This window comes from Sediminicola arcticus (assembly GCF_040566695.1).
GTDB lineage: Bacteria > Bacteroidota > Bacteroidia > Flavobacteriales > Flavobacteriaceae > Sediminicola > Sediminicola arcticus.
This window is the reverse complement of the sequence record NZ_JBEXAE010000005.1, coordinates 59,350-72,656: the sequence shown is the minus strand read 5'-3', so window position 1 is coordinate 72,656 and position 13,307 is coordinate 59,350. Positions and strand designations below refer to the sequence as shown.

The window sequence follows — 13,307 nt, the reverse complement described above, 5'->3', positions numbered from 1 at the left end:
GACTAGGTGTGCAATTATACAGACAATCTAATTTAAATCAATAAACATGAAAAAAAGAGTTACGGGCTTGGGAGGTTTTTTCTTTAAATCTAAAGATCCCGATAGCATCAAGAAATGGTACAACACCCATTTAGGCCTCAACACAGACCAATACGGATGCACCTTTTGGTGGAAGGATAAATAGGGCAAGGATTGTTCTACCCAATGGAATCCCATGAGCGAGGATACCAACTATTACGAACCAAGTCAAAAGCAAATTATGATGAATTTTCGAGTAGAGAATTTAGTGGAATTATTAGAGGTCCTAAAAAAAGAAGGGGTTACCATAGTAGGGAAGATGGAAGAATATGAATGTGGAAAGTTTAGCTGGATCTTAGATCCGGAGGGCAATAAATTAGAACTTTGGGAACCCATAGACAAAGTATTTCTTTGATAATGAAATAATTACTACATTTAGTAGACAAAAAACCAATACCAAGTAACCATGTCAGAAGAAAACAAAGATTTAGGAGATAAGGCCAAAGATGCAATGGAGGGTGCAAAAAAGGCTACAAAAAAAACAGGTGAAACAGCTAAGAAAAAGGTAACGAAAGCAAAAACAAAGACTACCAAGGCTGCGGATTCCGCCAAAAAAACAGTTAAGGCAACTGGTGCGAAGGCAGAAAAAAAGACTTCCAAGGTAAAAGAAGAGGCCAAAGAGGCCTTTGATGATGCCAAGAAGAAAGCTGAAGACATAAAGAAGGAGGCCAAAGAAACGACTAAGGACTTTAAAGAAGGGGCTAAAGAGACTTACGAAGATGCCAAAAAATCTGCTAAGGATTTCAAGGAAGGTGCAAAGGAAAGTGCACATGGCTTTAAGGAGGAGGCCAAAAAATCTGCTAATGAATTTTCTGAAGGCCTAAAGAGCGCGGATGCAGACAACAAAAAAATACTAGCAGGAATATTAGCTATAATCCTAGGTCACCTAGGTATTCATAAGTTCATTTTAGGATATCAAAAAGAAGGAATTATTCTTTTAGTGATTTCAATAATAGGTTATGCAACAACCTGCCTATTCTTTGGTAGTTTTATTGTATTAGCAACATGGGCAGTTGGACTAATAGAAGGAATTATCTATTTGACAAAGTCAGACGAGGATTTTTACAACACATACCAAGTAGGGCGTAAACCCTGGTTTTAATAGTAAAAAAGTCAGGAAACCATATCTTGACTTTTTTATTTAATTTTAATATCGTAATATTGCAATATATAAATACGTTATGGGTACCACTAAAACACAAATATTCAATAAGGCACAAAATGAATTGGCGACTATTTTTAAGGTTCTGTCCAACCCGGCCCGTATTGCAATTATCCAATACATCAGCCAACAGCAAACCTGTATCTGTAATGATATAGTAGAAGAAATAGGTTTGGCCCAACCCACCATTTCCCAACACCTAAAGGAGCTAAAAAGTATTGGTCTTTTAAAGGGGGAAATAGAAGGAAAAACGGTGTGCTATTGCATCGATTTAAAAAAATGGGATGAAATTCAATCGCAATTAAATAGTTTTTTTAATACTACACAAGCTAACTGCTGTTAAACAATTTTAAACATAAGCTTATGAAAACCTCAAAATTCCTATCCCTTCTAAGGGAGCACCCAAATAAGAGTCTTGTATTTGAATATCAAATAGGCAAGACCATAGGTGCAAATTATCATATCACGGAAGTAAAGAACATCACTATTGATTCTGTAGATTGTGGCGCTGGGACCGACTATTGGAAAGAAACCATTATACAACTCTGGGAAAGTCCGACCGAAAAGGACAAAAAGGACTATATGTCTGCCTACAAGGCCATGGGCATACTGTCCAAGGTAGACCGAATAAAACCTATGGTAAAGGAAACTGAAGTCAAATTTGAATATAGTAATCCACAATTCCATACAGCCCAATTATTCGTCAATGACCATACCATCCAAGGGGACACCTTGCTATTGCATTTGGGGATAGAAAAAACGGACTGTAAGGCAAAAGAAACATGCGGCATACAAGAGGTGTCCTTGCAAGAAAATTTGTCTAATTCATGTGCTCCTGGCAGCGGTTGCTGCTAAACATACGATTATGGAGATCAGAAAAATGATCGCTTCAGATTGGGAACAGGTAGCTTCTATTTATGCGGAGGGCATAGGAACAGGTTATGCTACCTTTGAAACAAAGGTACCCACCTATGACTATTGGGATAACAACCATTTGACCAATTGTAGATTGGTTGCAGTACTTGAACAACAAATAGTGGGTTGGGCGGCCCTCTCCCATGTATCAAGTCGTTGTGTGTACGTTGGCGTGGCAGAGCTTAGTGTTTATGTAGGCGCTAAAAGTAGAGGCAGTAGTGTTGGCACACTACTTTTGAAACACCTAATTTTACAGAGCGAGGAAGCAGGGTATTGGACATTACAATCAGGCATATTTCCAGATAATAAAAGCAGTATCCTACTTCATGAGAAATTGGGATTCAGAAAAATAGGGTATCGGGAAAAAGTGGCCCAATTATATGATGTTTGGAAGGATAATGTTTTATATGAACGACGAAGTACCAAGATAGGTGTCTAAAAAAAAGCCCAAGTAGATCTACTTGGGCTTTTTTAACTCTGGTCATGGAAATGTTTACCTAGTCTAATGAAATATCTCCATTTTGTTGGGATTCCGCCAATTTGCGCTCCAATTCAGCTTGGAATTCTTCCATAACAGGTTTTACGGTACTTTCAGGCAAATCTGCGATCTTGATATACATTAACCCGTCTACAGAATTATTAAATAAAGGATCTACATTAAAAGCAATCACCTTTGCATTCTGCTTTATATACTTTTTTATCAATACCGGTAATCGTAGGGCTCCTGGCTCTACTTCATCTATTAGGCGATCGAACTTATTTAAATCTGCCTTTGTCTCATCAAAAACAAATTCCTTATCAGCATCGTTTAGTTTGACCTTGAATTCCTTTTTAGGTCTGATATATTGGGCCACATAAGGATCCCAGTAGTTAGATTTCATAAACTCTATCATCAGGGATTTGGAGAAATTGGAAAATTGGTTGCTGATACTTACCCCTCCTATAAGGTATTTATGTTCGGGATAGCGCAAGGTAGTATGTACGATCCCTTTCCATAACAAGAACAAAGGCATTGGCTTTTGCTGGTATTCTTTCACGATGTAGGCCCGCCCCATTTCAATGGACTGACTCATCATCTCATATAATTCTGGCTCCAATCGGAACAGATCCTGCAAATAGAACCCATCTATGCCGTATTTCTCAAAAATTTCAGAGCCCATCCCCATTCTATAGGCCCCAACGATGGCCTTATCCTCATCGTCCCATAAAAATAGGTGGTGGTAATATTCATCAAAACTATCTAGGTCAATAGACTTGTTAGTCCCTTCCCCAATGGCCCTAAAGGTCACTTCTCGTTGTCTTCCTATTTCCTGTAAAATAAAGGGCATATCCTTGGCTGTTGCTAAGAAAACCTCATAATTCTTGCTTTGCAACAAACGGCAGTCCTTTTCCCTTAAGCGTACTATTTCTTCTTGTATCACCTCTGTACGTACTGCCGTTGCAATCTTTTTAGGCGCTTTAGGAATCTTTAAAGTGGTAGGCACTTTATTTAACAAACTTTCCTTTTCATAAGCATTGGAAAGTATATACGTCTTTCTTCTCAAAAGATCGGTAAATTCTTCAAGGGATTCCTGTTCGTTTTGGGTTGAAACAGAAATTGGGTGTCCTATTCTAACCTTAATCGCCCTATTTTTTTGTGTAGTTACTTCAGAGGGTAATTTTGCAGTTCTAAAAATGTCACTGATCTTAGAAAGATGATAGAACATCCTACTGTTCTTAGCATGAAAATAAATGGGAACAACAGGGACTTCTGCTTTTCTTATAAGTTTCAATGCAGCTTCCTCCCAAGGCTTGTCCACAATCAACTTGCCGTCCCTATAGGTAGACACCTCACCCGCTGGAAATATTCCTAAAGGATGCCCATCCCTTAAATGACCCATTGCATTTTTAAATCCGGCAATACTGCTCTTGACATCCTTATGACTTTCAAAAGGATTGACGGGCATAATATAGGGAGCCATTGGCTCTATACGGTATAGTAAAAAGTTAGCGATAATCTTAAAATCCTCTCGGTGTTGCAACATTAATTTCAATAAAAGTACGCCATCAATACCCCCTAAAGGATGATTGCTTATAGTTATATAGGCACCTTCCTTTGGCAGACGTTTAAAATCTTCCTCTGGAATTTCAAATTTGATCTGATAATGTTCCAGAATTGCATCCAGAAAAGCAGTACCCTCTAAATGTTGGTGGTCTTTATAAAAATCATTGATGCTAGATAACCTGGTGACTTTCATTAAGAACCATCCCATAAAAGTACCTAAAACGCCATATTTATCAATACGAATAGCTTTCGCTACCTCCTTTGCTGTTACAAGGCCCATAGTTCATTTAAAAATTGGTCACTGTAAATATAGGAAAAAGCAAGTTGAAACGTCCTACAAAATCCTCAACCCATCCTTCTATCTCATTATTTTACTACCAATTGCACGGTCTCTTTTCCCCTTTGTTCCAACAAGATTTCTTTCCCATTTTGAAGGGATGCAATAGATTCTGCATCAAAATGTCTAATGGTGTACAAGGAGACCCCTTCGTGATAGACTACCTTGAACCTGCTCTTTAATATATCTAGAAGTTCTTGTAATTTCCCAAACTTATTGTCCACACAGACCGAAAAGCTAATGGCTGAGTTTTGTATGAGATCTACTTTCATTTTATGGTCGTGCAAAAGTTTAAAAAGCTCACTGATACTGTCTTCCACAATAAAAGAAAAATCCAAGGATGATAATTTCATCAACACCTGATTTTTCTTGACTATAAAACAAGGAACCTCTGGCTCAATTCCAATTCCTTTACCTACAGTAGTTCCTGGATCTTTAGGGAGCAAGAAGGATTTAACGTGCAAGGGGATTTCCTTTCTCTGCAAAGGCTGTAACGTTTTGGGGTGAATAACAGAAGCCCCGTAAAAAGCAAGTTCTATGGCCTCCGTATAGGATATATTATTCAATAAACGTGCGTTTTCAAAGTATCTTGGATCTGCATTTAAAACCCCTGGAACATCTTTCCAAATGGTGAGTTCGGTAGCATTTAGGCAATAAGCTAAAATAGCCCCCGTATAATCAGATCCTTCCCTCCCTAAGGTAGTAGTAAAATTATTTTCATCACTCCCCAAGAATCCTTGGGTGATGTTTAACTTTGATCTATCAATGCCCTCGGCAACCCTTTTCTGGCTTACCTCCCAATTTACCGTAGCATCCCTATAATTATCATCTGTTTTTATAAAATCTCTAACATCTAACCAATTGTTGGTAATCCCTACCTCATTTAAGTAGGCACTTAATATGATACTGGAAACCAATTCTCCATATCCAACTACCTGATCATAAACAAAACTATATTTTGGAGATTTGTTCCACGCCAAAAATCCCTGAACCTCTTCAAAAAGGGCTTTCACTTTACCATAAATAGGATGTTTTTCATTTTCGAACAGATCCATTATGATGTCATTGTGGTATTTCACCACCTCATGAATTGCGGAAGACAAGGTAGCTTTATCCTTAAAATAGGCATTGACCACAACTTCCATAGCATTCGTCGTCTTACCCATAGCTGACACCACCAAAAGGGTATTTTCATGACCTACTTCTTTTAGCACATTAACCACATTCTTTACCCCAGCCGCATCCTGAACCGATGCTCCCCCAAATTTGAAGATTCTCATATATTATCGTTTCTACTTTAATTTCTAGTTATTAGCCTATTTTAAATTATTTAAATAATTCTGTATTCCCTGCTCATCTAAATGTACCACGTCCCAATCTCGCATAACATTGGCCCCTTTCGCCTCGTAAAAGTTAATGGCAGGCTCGTTCCAATCTAAAACCTCCCAGTTGATGCGCTTTACTCCTAACCCATGGCCATAAGAAACAACCTGATTTAAAAGGGCTGTCCCAAGACCACTACCCCTCATTTTTTCGGTCACTATTAGATCCTCTAAATGTACAGTTGGGCCTTTCCAAGTAGAATACCTCGGATATACCAAGGCCATTCCCTCTATCTTCTCATTAGATTCTGCCACGAAACAATGAAACAGTTTTTTTTCACCAAAACCGTCCCGTACTAAGTCATCAGCCGATACCTCTACGGCATTGTCCTCTTTTTCGAAAACTGCCAACTCATTAATAAGTTGCAGTACTCTAACCATATCCTTCGCTTGCGCATCCCTAATTGTGAAGTCTCCCATAATTGTTACAAATAAAACACAAAGTTATAAATTTAAAAAACTAAACCTTGGCGAAATCGTTGTAGTTTCACAAAATATTCGATATTTGTACTCAAATAACACAACGTTTTTGCATGGACAAAAAGAATAAGACTCTTGGGGAGTTTATCATAGAGCATCAGGCAGCATTTCAGTACTCATCTGGGGAGCTTTCCAAACTTATAAACGCCATTCGTCTTGCCGCTAAAGTAGTGAGCCACGAGGTAAACAAAGCTGGTCTAGTGGATATTTTGGGAGCAGCAGGAGACACCAATATACAAGGTGAAGATCAACAAAAATTGGACGTATTAGCCAATGAAAAGTTCATTCAGGCTTTAAAAAATAGGGAGATTGTTTGTGGAATTGCCTCTGAAGAGGAAGACGATTTTATCAGTGTAAACAGTAACGACAAACAGAACCAAAATAAGTATGTAGTCCTTATAGACCCTTTGGACGGTTCCTCCAATATTGATGTAAATGTATCGGTAGGAACTATTTTTTCTATCTATCATAGGATTACGCCTGTGGGAACTCCAGTAACCATAGACGATTTTTTACAGCCGGGTAAAAATCAGGTAGCGGCGGGCTATATTGTATACGGAACATCTACAATGCTGGTATACACTACTGGTAATGGAGTCAACGGCTTTACCCTAAACCCAGCTATTGGAACGTTTTATTTATCTCATCCCAAAATGGAATTTCCAGAAATAGGGAAGATCTATTCTGTTAACGAAGGAAACTACATTCATTTTCCACAAGGGGTAAAAGATTATATCAAGTATTGTCAAAAAGAAGAGGAGGACAGGCCTTATACTTCTAGATATATTGGCTCTTTGGTATCGGATTTCCACAGAAACATGATCAAAGGTGGCATATATATGTACCCAAAAAGTAGTGTTGCAGAAAATGGAAAATTACGTTTGCTTTACGAATGTAATCCTATGGCCTATTTGGCAGAACAAGCCAATGGTAAGGCTAGTGACGGCTACAGGCGAATAATGGACATTCAACCCAGAGAACTACACGAAAGAGTGCCTTTTTTCTGCGGAAGCCGCAAAATGGTAGAGAAAGCAGAGGAGTTTATGGCACTAAAACCATAAAAAAAAGGGGGCATTAGCTCCCTTTTTAATTACTTCTTTTTCTAGTGCTTTACTAGATACACGTAATCTTCAAAATCTATTTGACCACCAAAGATATTGATGGACCTAGTGATGATCTTATTGGCCGCATCGTTACTATACCCTAAACCTATAGCGTACTTTTTAATCAGAACTCGCTCATCATCATCGATCATGTGGTCCACAAAAATAATCTTGAAAAGATCATATAAGCGCTCTAATCTTCTTTCAGAACTTGTCGGAGGATCAATAGGATAAATGGTAGGCTTCCTCATAACCTCCTTGTATTCTAAGTCAGTAATATCCAATTTCTGGGCAAAACGGTTCAATAGCGTTATCTCTTCAGGATTAATTTCCCCATCAACAGCAGCCAGAGTGGCAATTGCTGCAAAATGAGCTAAATTTTTCCTGTGCTCACTATTGTCATATAAATCAACAAAAGACATATTTCATTTAATTTTGGTAGGAACAAAGATATATTTTTTTAAAAATCATTGGTTTAAAAACTTACAATTATTTCAACAGTTACCTAGTATATTCATTACCCTATCAACATAGACTTCATATTGGGCGTTATCCCAAATGGATCCTCAAAAACAAAAGAAATTCGTAACTTTCCGCAGCTATGGAAAAACCTCTTCTTCAGTTTACGGGCAAGGGAATTTATTGCAGTATTGCCAAGGTATATTTGGATCCTTGGAAGCCTGTAGATTATGCTATCATTTCACACGGTCATGCTGACCACAGTAGATACGGTCACAAAAAATACATTACACATCACTACAATGTTCCCATCATTAAACATCGGTTGGGAGATATTGTGGTATCAGGAAAAAATTGGGGGGAACCCTTTCTAATTAACAACGTCAAATTTAGTCTACATCCCGCTGGACATATTATTGGTTCTTCTCAAATACGGGTGGAACATAAAGGTGAAGTTTGGGTTTTTACTGGCGACTACAAAACGGAAGATGACGGAATTTCCGCTCCCTATGAGGTCGTAAAATGCAATACGCTTATAACTGAATGTACTTTTGGCTTACCCGCTTTTAAATGGACGCCCCAACATGAGGTATTCAAGGATATTAACAATTGGTGGGCTTCAAATAGGGAAGAAGGGAAAACCTCCGTTCTTTTTGGGTATAGTCTTGGAAAAGCACAACGCTTATTAAAATATTTAGATACGGATATTGGTAACATTTATACCCATGCAGCAATAGAAAATATGACGGAAGTTCTAAGACCAATGGTGAATTTTCCTTCTACGACCCTAATAACCAAGGACACCAAAAAAGTTGATTTTCTTGGAAATATGGTTTTGGCCCCGCCAAGTGCGCATGGAAGCCCATGGATCAGAAAAATGGCACCCTTTGTCACAGGTTCTGCTAGTGGCTGGATGGCTTTCAGAGGAGCCAGAAGAAGAAGGGCAATAGATAGGGGTTTTGTCCTCAGTGACCATTGCGACTTTCAACAATTATTAGATAGCATAAAGGCCACTGGTGCTGAAAAAATAATATGTACCCATGGATATACAGATCTATTTTCTAAATATTTAAGGGAATTAGGGTATGATGCCCGCACAGAAAAAACCCAATATGAAGGAGAACTTTCTGAATTAAGTACACAAGAGTCAGAAGAAGGAAACCTAAAACAACTTTCGAAGATCTAATAACAGCCTTAGGTAGCTATTTTGTTTATGAAAAGATTCGCGCAACTTATAAAAACCTTGGACAGCACAAATAAGACTACCCAAAAAGTAGCGGCGTTGACAACATATTTTAAACAAGTAGAGGATAAGGATAAGGTTTGGACCATCGCTATTCTATCGCATCGCAGACCACCGAGACCTGTGAACACTACCTTACTGCGCCAATGGGCCTCTGAACTTTCAAATATTCCCCTATGGCTCTTTGAGGAAAGCTATCATATTGTGGGGGATTTAGCCGAAACCATAGCTTTGGTAATCCCTTCTGCAACGGTTCAAACAGAAAAAAGCCTATCCCAGTTTCTAGAGGAAATGATAGCTCTAAAAGCAAAACCAGAAACTGAAAAAAAGGCCTATCTCTTTCAAAACTGGAAGACGATGGACTATTACGAACGCTTTGTTTTCACCAAATTAATCACCGGTGGATTTCGGATAGGGCTCAGCCAAAAATTGATGACTAAGGCCCTCGCCCAAGCCACGGAAATAGACGAAGATATATTGGCCTATAAACTAATGGGCAATTGGGACCCCAACAGTATCTCCTTTCAAAAACTAGTTTTGGAAGAAAATAAAAGTGATTACCTCTCCAAACCCTTCCCTTTTTATCTTGCACATGCCATAGAGGATACTCCTGATAAATTAGGCGATGTAAAAGACTGGTTTGTAGAACATAAATGGGACGGTATTCGTTCACAGATCATCATTAGAAATAACGAAATATTTATCTGGAGCCGCGGTGAAGAATTGGTAACTGACAAATATCCTGAGTTCAATTCCTTTATTGGGCAAATTCCGAATGGGACAGTTTTAGATGGAGAAATTTTGCCTTTTCTCAATGGAGAAATTGGAACATTTAACGACCTACAGACCAGGATAGGTAGAAAGACCATCTCAAAAGCATTGCTTAAAAAAACACCTGTAGTTCTAAAAGCATATGATCTATTGGAATGGAAGGGGAAGGATATTCGAAAACAACCTTTTTCTGAACGGAGAAAATTCCTAGAAGCCTTGGTGCGCCCAATCCTAGAAAACATAGCCCTGCCCCTTCATTTATCAGAAACCATGGAATTCTCTAATTGGGAAGAAGCGGTGCAAGAAAGGAATCGTTCAAGAGAAGTGAAAAGTGAGGGACTCATGCTCAAACGAAAAGATTCACCCTACCTGGTGGGTAGAAAAAAGGGCAATTGGTGGAAATGGAAAGTAGATCCTTTGACCATTGATGCCGTTCTCACCTATGCCATGCGCGGCCATGGTAGACGCAGTAATCTTTTTACGGATTATACCTTTGCCCTTTGGGACCAAAATGAAATTGGCGAAAAGGAATTGGTCACCTTCGCCAAAGCGTACTCCGGACTTACTGATGCCGAGTTTAGTAAAATAGACGCTTGGATCAAAAAAAATACTCTGGAACGTTTTGGACCAGTGCGCAGCGTTACCCCACATCACGTTTTTGAAATTGCATTTGAGGGGATTGCCATTTCCAAAAGGCACAAAAGTGGCGTTGCAACAAGATTTCCCCGTATTTTAAGATGGCGCACAGACAAAAAAATAAATGAGGCCAATACCCTTGAAGATTTAAAGGGATTCATTTCAGGTTCCAAAAGTGATGATGAATAGAGAACAGCTTTACAACATAGCCGAAGCTTGGTTTTCACAACAAGGCTGGACCCCTTTTAAATTTCAAAAAGATACATGGAGAGCATTTTTACAAGGAAAGCATGGCCTTCTTAACGCTCCTACGGGCAGTGGAAAAACCTACGCCCTTTGGTTTCCCATTATCCTTAATTATATAAAAAACAATCCTGACTATAAAACCAATCACAAAAGTGGCCTTAAGGCCATTTGGATAACACCCCTTAGAGCGCTCTCTCAAGAAATACTCCAGTCAGCAGAACGAGTTTCCAAGGACTTGGGCACAAATTTCACGATAGGTATACGTTCTGGGGATACCACAAATAAAGAAAGAGTACAACAGAAGAAAAACATGCCAGACCTTCTGATTACCACCCCTGAAAGTTTACAGTTATTATTGGCCTCCAAGGGGTATGATACCATGTTCAAAAACTGCTCGGCCATAGTCGTGGACGAGTGGCATGAGTTATTGGGTACCAAACGTGGTGTTCAAATGGAGCTGGCCCTCTCCAGATTAAGAACAGTCTCCAAGAACATTCGCATTTGGGGTATTTCTGCAACCATAGGGAATTTGGAACAGGCAAAAGAGGTGCTTTTAGGCACAAACAAAGAAATTCAGGGAAATTCGGTTTTGATCAAAGCGAAATTGAACAAAAAAATCACGGTAAAAAGTATTATTCCCAAAACCATGGAAACATTTCCTTGGCGGGGACATTTGGGTCTTCATTTATTGGAGGAAGTAGTTCCCATCATCAATGCGAGTAAGACCACCTTGCTTTTTACCAATACCCGAAGCCAATGCGAAATATGGTTCCAAAAAATCCTACAACTACATCCAGAGTATGCGGGAGAAATTGCCATGCATCACGGAAGCATCAACAAGGAAACCCGGTTATGGGTAGAGCAAGCCATCAGAAATGAAAGTCTAAAAGCAGTGGTATGTACTTCTAGTCTAGACCTTGGAGTAGATTTTGCCCCGGTAGAAACCGTTATACAAATAGGGGGACCAAAAGGAGTGGCCCGTTTTTTACAAAGGGCTGGCCGAAGTGGCCATAGACCAGGAGAAGAAAGTGTCATCTATTTCTTGCCCACTCACGCTATGGAACTCATAGAAGCTTCTGCCCTTCAAAGAGCAGTAAAAGATCAGGTGGTGGAGGATCGATTGCCCTACCTTAACAGTTATGATGTATTGGTGCAATACCTGACCACTTTGGCGGTTTCCGATGGTTTTTTTGCGGATAAGATTTACAAGGAAATTCGTGAAACCTTTTGTTTCCATGCTATTTCAAAAGACCAATGGCAATGGCTGTTGAATTTTATTGTACTCGGAAGTCAAAGCCTTCAGTCTTATGATGAATATAAAAAAGTAGAGATTGAGGATGATGGCAGATTCAAGGTAAATAGCCGAGGCGTTGCCATGCGCCATCGCTTTCAAATAGGAACCATTGTGGGAGATGCCAATTTAATTGTCCGATATCAAAAAGGCGGATATATAGGTTCTATTGAGGAATTTTTTATTTCTAAACTAACCCAAGGGGACGTGTTCACTTTTGCCGGAAGAAACTTGGAGTTTATACGCATTAAAGATATGCAGGTGCACGTGCGCAATTCTTCTAAAAAAACCAATAAGGTTCCTAGCTGGATGGGCGGCAGGATGGGTTTTTCCGCACAAATGTCCGAACTGCTGCGGGAAGAACTATATGGGGCAAATCTACCAACTTCCCAACTTTCCAAAGAGATGAGGGCATTAGATGGTATTTTTGAAAGGCAAAAAATGGAGAGTATCGTTCCCAAACCGGATGAATTTCTAATAGAAACTTTCAAGACCAGAGATGGATACCACCATATATTCTATCCTTTTGAAGGTCGGTTTGTCCATGAAGCTATGGGAAGTCTATTAGCATACCGCATTAGTCTTTTGACGCCGGTTACCTTTTCCATTGCGTTTAACGATTATGGGTTTGAACTGCTGTCAGATCAACAGATAGATATGCAGCAGGTCATGGATAACAACCTTTTCAGTGCCGAATTTCTATTGGACGATTTGCGAAAAAGCTTAAACTCAACAGAAATGGCTAGAAGAAAATTTAGAGATATCGCTGTGATCAGTGGTATGGTATTCACAGGATATCCCGATAAGGGGATAAAAATGAAACATCTACAGAGCAGTTCCCAGTTATTATTTGATGTTTTCAGGGATTACGAGGCAGATAACCTATTGTTCCAACAAGCCTTTACAGAAACTTTTGAACATCAATTGGAGGAAGGTCGTTTGCGTTTGGCATTAGAACGTATAGAGGAGCAGAAAGTGGTTTGGAAAGATTGTAAAAAACCCACCCCCTTCTCCTTCCCCATCATTACAGACCGACTCAGGGAAAAATTATCTAGCGAAAAACTGGCAGATCGGATTAAGAAGATGACAGCGAAGCTGATGAAGAAATAACCACGCCCGCCCTGCGGCTTCCCTACTTTAAAAGGAGGAACAAAATGGGA

The 13,307-nt window shown here is 39.3% G+C and carries 12 protein-coding genes and 1 pseudogene; 9 read left to right on the top strand and 4 right to left on the bottom strand.

All coding sequences use genetic code 11. The features are described 5' to 3' along the window. Positions 1 to 46: 46 nt before the first annotated feature. From ABXZ36_RS11255 to ABXZ36_RS11235, 5 genes and pseudogenes are all read left to right on the top strand, one after another. A pseudogene (locus ABXZ36_RS11255) lies at positions 47 to 433 on the top strand (VOC family protein). 51 nt (positions 434 to 484) lie between these two features. Further along, on the top strand, positions 485 to 1,180 hold the full coding sequence (locus tag ABXZ36_RS11250; RefSeq protein WP_354615695.1) for a TM2 domain-containing protein: 696 nt from the start codon (positions 485 to 487) through the stop codon (positions 1,178 to 1,180). Between the two features lie 79 nt (positions 1,181 to 1,259). Then, positions 1,260 to 1,583 carry an ArsR/SmtB family transcription factor gene (locus ABXZ36_RS11245; RefSeq protein WP_354615694.1) on the top strand — a complete coding sequence of 108 codons (324 nt, stop codon included), beginning with the start codon at positions 1,260 to 1,262 and terminating at the stop codon, positions 1,581 to 1,583. 20 nt (positions 1,584 to 1,603) lie between these two features. Continuing rightward, positions 1,604 to 2,095: a DUF6428 family protein gene (locus tag ABXZ36_RS11240; protein WP_354615693.1), complete on the top strand. Its 492-nt coding sequence runs from the start codon at positions 1,604 to 1,606 to the stop codon at positions 2,093 to 2,095. A gap of 10 nt (positions 2,096 to 2,105) precedes the next feature. Next, a complete protein-coding gene (locus ABXZ36_RS11235) occupies positions 2,106 to 2,594 on the top strand; it encodes a GNAT family N-acetyltransferase (RefSeq protein ID WP_354615692.1) in 489 nt (162 codons plus the stop codon). Between the two features lie 58 nt (positions 2,595 to 2,652). Here the strand turns inward: ABXZ36_RS11235 and ABXZ36_RS11230 are convergent, their stop codons facing one another. From ABXZ36_RS11230 to ABXZ36_RS11220, 3 genes are all read right to left on the bottom strand, one after another. After that, positions 2,653 to 4,479 (bottom strand): GNAT family N-acyltransferase, encoded by a 1,827-nt coding sequence (locus tag ABXZ36_RS11230; RefSeq protein WP_354615690.1) that lies wholly within the window; start codon positions 4,477 to 4,479, stop codon positions 2,653 to 2,655. A gap of 86 nt (positions 4,480 to 4,565) precedes the next feature. Continuing rightward, positions 4,566 to 5,816 carry an aspartate kinase gene (locus ABXZ36_RS11225; RefSeq protein ID WP_354615688.1) on the bottom strand — a complete coding sequence of 417 codons (1,251 nt, stop codon included), beginning with the start codon at positions 5,814 to 5,816 and terminating at the stop codon, positions 4,566 to 4,568. Positions 5,817 to 5,852: 36 nt separating this feature from the next. Beyond that, a complete protein-coding gene (locus tag ABXZ36_RS11220; RefSeq protein WP_354615687.1) occupies positions 5,853 to 6,338 on the bottom strand; it encodes a GNAT family N-acetyltransferase in 486 nt (161 codons plus the stop codon). 113 nt (positions 6,339 to 6,451) lie between these two features. Between ABXZ36_RS11220 and fbp the strand changes: the two genes are divergently transcribed. Then, the gene (gene fbp / locus ABXZ36_RS11215; RefSeq protein WP_354615686.1) at positions 6,452 to 7,459 is read left to right on the top strand and encodes a class 1 fructose-bisphosphatase; all 1,008 of its coding nucleotides are present in this window, start codon (positions 6,452 to 6,454) and stop codon (positions 7,457 to 7,459) included. A gap of 41 nt (positions 7,460 to 7,500) precedes the next feature. On the opposite strand, the gene ABXZ36_RS11210 is transcribed toward fbp, so the two are convergent. After that, positions 7,501 to 7,923, bottom strand: a complete 423-nt coding sequence (locus ABXZ36_RS11210) for a tellurite resistance TerB family protein (protein WP_354615684.1) — start codon at positions 7,921 to 7,923, stop codon at positions 7,501 to 7,503. A 179-nt stretch (positions 7,924 to 8,102) separates the two neighbouring features. Here ABXZ36_RS11210 and ABXZ36_RS11205 point away from each other — a divergent pair, with 179 nt between their 5' ends. Genes ABXZ36_RS11205 through ABXZ36_RS11195 form a run of 3 tightly spaced genes read left to right on the top strand, consistent with a single transcriptional unit; the run spans position 8,103 to position 13,257 of the window. Further along, the gene (locus ABXZ36_RS11205) at positions 8,103 to 9,146 is read left to right on the top strand and encodes a ligase-associated DNA damage response exonuclease (RefSeq protein ID WP_354615682.1); all 1,044 of its coding nucleotides are present in this window, start codon (positions 8,103 to 8,105) and stop codon (positions 9,144 to 9,146) included. A gap of 27 nt (positions 9,147 to 9,173) precedes the next feature. Further along, the gene (locus ABXZ36_RS11200; protein WP_354615681.1) at positions 9,174 to 10,799 is read left to right on the top strand and encodes an ATP-dependent DNA ligase; all 1,626 of its coding nucleotides are present in this window, start codon (positions 9,174 to 9,176) and stop codon (positions 10,797 to 10,799) included. Then, positions 10,792 to 13,257: a ligase-associated DNA damage response DEXH box helicase gene (locus ABXZ36_RS11195; protein WP_354616000.1), complete on the top strand. Its 2,466-nt coding sequence runs from the start codon at positions 10,792 to 10,794 to the stop codon at positions 13,255 to 13,257. Before ABXZ36_RS11200 ends, ABXZ36_RS11195 begins: the two co-directional genes overlap by 8 nt. The last annotated feature ends 50 nt before the right edge of the window (positions 13,258 to 13,307 follow it).

What these genes read in the sequence shown, in the direction of transcription:
- ABXZ36_RS11205 (WP_354615682.1), top strand. Translation starts at nt 8,103, where the DNA reads ATGGAAAAACCTCTTCTTCAGTTTACGGGCAAGGGAATTTATTGCAGT.
- ABXZ36_RS11200 (WP_354615681.1), top strand. Translation starts at nt 9,174, where the DNA reads ATGAAAAGATTCGCGCAACTTATAAAAACCTTGGACAGCACAAATAAG.
- ABXZ36_RS11210 (WP_354615684.1), bottom strand. Translation starts at nt 7,923, where the DNA reads ATGTCTTTTGTTGATTTATATGACAATAGTGAGCACAGGAAAAATTTA.
- fbp (WP_354615686.1), top strand. Translation starts at nt 6,452, where the DNA reads ATGGACAAAAAGAATAAGACTCTTGGGGAGTTTATCATAGAGCATCAG.
- ABXZ36_RS11220 (WP_354615687.1), bottom strand. Translation starts at nt 6,338, where the DNA reads ATGGGAGACTTCACAATTAGGGATGCGCAAGCGAAGGATATGGTTAGA.
- ABXZ36_RS11245 (WP_354615694.1), top strand. Translation starts at nt 1,260, where the DNA reads ATGGGTACCACTAAAACACAAATATTCAATAAGGCACAAAATGAATTG.
- ABXZ36_RS11230 (WP_354615690.1), bottom strand. Translation starts at nt 4,479, where the DNA reads ATGGGCCTTGTAACAGCAAAGGAGGTAGCGAAAGCTATTCGTATTGAT.
- ABXZ36_RS11235 (WP_354615692.1), top strand. Translation starts at nt 2,106, where the DNA reads ATGGAGATCAGAAAAATGATCGCTTCAGATTGGGAACAGGTAGCTTCT.
- ABXZ36_RS11195 (WP_354616000.1), top strand. Translation starts at nt 10,792, where the DNA reads ATGAATAGAGAACAGCTTTACAACATAGCCGAAGCTTGGTTTTCACAA.
- ABXZ36_RS11240 (WP_354615693.1), top strand. Translation starts at nt 1,604, where the DNA reads ATGAAAACCTCAAAATTCCTATCCCTTCTAAGGGAGCACCCAAATAAG.
- ABXZ36_RS11225 (WP_354615688.1), bottom strand. Translation starts at nt 5,816, where the DNA reads ATGAGAATCTTCAAATTTGGGGGAGCATCGGTTCAGGATGCGGCTGGG.
- ABXZ36_RS11250 (WP_354615695.1), top strand. Translation starts at nt 485, where the DNA reads ATGTCAGAAGAAAACAAAGATTTAGGAGATAAGGCCAAAGATGCAATG.